The sequence below is a fragment of the Bradyrhizobium sp. P2_E8 genome, assembly GCF_056403875.1.
Window position 1 is genome coordinate 1 of the sequence record NZ_JBFUES010001045.1, and the last position, 2,503, is coordinate 2,503.

At 66.3% G+C, this 2,503-nt stretch carries 3 protein-coding genes; all 3 read left to right on the forward strand.

Annotation, left to right across the window (positions count from 1 at the left end; genetic code table 11):
• The first annotated feature begins 54 nt into the window (after positions 1–54).
• The 3 genes from AC1D00_RS36385 (at position 55) to AC1D00_RS36395 (ending at position 2,493) form a co-directional block, all read left to right on the forward strand.
• Positions 55–1,011, forward strand: a complete 957-nt coding sequence (locus AC1D00_RS36385; protein ID WP_135177279.1) for an AraC-like ligand-binding domain-containing protein — start codon at positions 55–57, stop codon at positions 1,009–1,011.
• A 104-nt stretch (positions 1,012–1,115) separates the two neighbouring features.
• Positions 1,116–1,352, forward strand: a complete 237-nt coding sequence (locus AC1D00_RS36390; protein ID WP_477013992.1) for a hypothetical protein — start codon at positions 1,116–1,118, stop codon at positions 1,350–1,352.
• 115 nt (positions 1,353–1,467) lie between these two features.
• Positions 1,468–2,493 carry an aldo/keto reductase gene (locus AC1D00_RS36395; RefSeq protein ID WP_477013993.1) on the forward strand — a complete coding sequence of 342 codons (1,026 nt, stop codon included), beginning with the start codon at positions 1,468–1,470 and terminating at the stop codon, positions 2,491–2,493.
• Positions 2,494–2,503: the final 10 nt, after the last annotated feature.

A 2,503-nucleotide genomic window follows, 5' to 3' on the forward strand; every position in this document is an offset into this window, starting at 1 on the left:
GGCCGGATCTGCGCCGACATGCGGTTTTGCTGGATGTGAAAGGGAGGCTTGCCGATGCCAATCCAGTTCACGACGGACGGCAGCCCCGGCTACCGGCGGCTCGCCCTCTGGCAGGACATCGTCTGCGACGTCTTCGTCGGGCTCGACTGCAAGTCCGATCTCGGCAGCGCCTTCCGCGGCTCGGTCACACAGGCCACGCTCGGCAAGGCCGTGTGCTCCGACGTCTGCTCCGATCGCCAGCACGTGTTCCGCACGCCCTCGCGCATCGCGCGCTCCGACCAGGATTTTGTTCTCATCGCGCTCGGTAATCGCGGCGACGGCGGCGTGGTGCAGGACGGCCGCGAGACCGTGATCCATCCCGGCGAGTTCGCGCTCTACGACACCACGCGTCCCTATGAGCTGAAGTTCAACGGCAGCTTCACGCAGACCATCTTCAAGGTGCCGCGCGAGATGTTGCAGCGACGGCTCGGCGGCACCGAGACGCTGACCGCGATCTCGTTCGGCACTGATGCGCCGCTCGAGCGGCTCGCCTACGACTTCATCTTCAGGCTGTGCCAGAGCGCGGACCGGCTCGCCCCGAACAATTCCGCAGCCCTGTCGGAGCAGGCCGTCGATCTCCTGGCGATGGCGCTGAGCGAGCGGCTCGGCAAGACGCCGCTGCCGTCCTCGACGCATCGCTCCGCCCTGCTCTACCGGCTGAAGGCCCACATCCGCGCGCACCTCGCCGATCCCGACCTTTCGCTGGCGGAGACCGCGGCCGCGCTCGGTATCTCGCCGCGCTACGTGAACGACCTCCTCGCCGACGAGGAGACGTCGTTCCAGCGCCATGTGCTTGCCGAGCGTCTTGCCCAATGCCGGCGCGACCTCGCCTCGCCCATGCTCGCGCACCGCCACATCAGCGAGATCGCGTTTGCCTGGGGCTTCAACGACCTCTCGCATTTCGGCCGCGTCTTCCGCGAACATTTCGGGATGTCGCCGCGCGATTTCCGGCAGGGCCAGCTGCGGCACTGACGTTCATTCCGGTCAGCCATCATCGCAAGCCTTCGCTCTGAGCGAAGGCAGCGCTCGGCAATTCCAGATTGTCTTGGTTGGCAGCCTGCATCAGGCTGGCTCACATGAGGACTCACGCCACGATAAGCGGATCGGAGCTGTTGCTGGGCATGATCGCGATCCGGCTCGCCGCGCTGGTCGTGGTGGGCTGGAGCGTTGCGCTCCTGCCGCGGCAGGCGCGCAACGTCGAACTCGCCTGCACGCCCTCTGTCGCAGCGGCAATCGAGACGCAGGCTCCCGTGAAGACCGTCGGCCCGCGCCTCGTCGATGCCGCGTTCGATGACATGCTTCGGCACGACTAGAGCGCTCCCGAGCAAGGCCGGTATGTGAGCGCGTGATAGGACAAGGCGCCTGCTTGCGCTAACTTCGGCGCCAAGGCCGCACGGATCAATCCGCGGCCAGCCGAGGAGCACATCGATGGAATACCGACGCTTGGGCCGGTCCGGCCTCATGGTGCCCGCTTTGAGTCTTGGAACCGGCACCTTCGGCGGCGTCGRCCGCCTCGCTGCCTGGGGCACCACCGACGCGAGCGAAGCGCGGCGGCTTCTGGATATCTGCCTCGAGGCCGGCGTGTCGATGTTCGACACCGCCGACGTCTATTCGCTCGGCGAGTCCGAGCGCGTTCTCGGCGAAGCCATCAAGGGCCGCCGCGACAAGGTCTTGGTCTCGACCAAGGCGACGTTCCGTTTCGGCGACGGGCCCAACGACATCGGCTCGTCACGGCAGCATCTGCTCGCCGCCATCGACGGCTCGCTCGCCCGGCTCGGCACCGATTACATCGACCTGTTCCAGCTCCATGGCTTCGATGCCTTCACCCCGCCTGAGGAGGTGCTCGCCACCCTCGACGTGCTCGTACGCGCCGGCAAGATCCGCTATGTCGGCGTCTCCAACTTTTCAGGCTGGCACCTGATGAAGTCGCTCTCCGTCGCCGACAAGCATGGCTTCCCGCGCTACGTTGCCAATCAGACCTACTATTCATTGATCGGCCGCGACTATGAGTGGGAGCTAATGCCGCTCGGCCTCGACCAGGGGGTCGGCGCCGTGGTCTGGTCGCCGCTCGGATGGGGACGCCTCACCGGAAAGATCCGGCGAGGCCAGCCGAAGCCCGAGGTGAGCCGCCTGCCCAAGACCGCCGATTTCGGACCGCCCGTGCCCGATGAGCACGTCTATCGCGTGGTCGACGCGATCGCCGAGGTCGCCAAGGAGACGGGCAAGAGCGTCTCGCAGATTGCGCTGAACTGGCTGCTCCAGCGTCCGACGGTCTCGACGCTGATCATCGGCGCGCGCAACGAAACGCAGCTGCGCGAAAATCTCGGCGCGGTCGGCTGGACATTGACCAAGGACCAGATCGCAAAGCTCGATGCCGCGAGCAAGGTGACGTTGCCCTATCCCTACTGGCACCAGCGCACCACCTTCACCGACCGCAATCCGCCGGCGGTGTAGAGACGGCCAA

Coding starts and splice junctions, on each gene's coding strand:
- AC1D00_RS36385 (WP_135177279.1), top strand. CDS start 55: ATGCCAATCCAGTTCACGACGGACGGCAGCCCCGGCTACCGGCGGCTC.
- AC1D00_RS36390 (WP_477013992.1), top strand. CDS start 1,116: ATGAGGACTCACGCCACGATAAGCGGATCGGAGCTGTTGCTGGGCATG.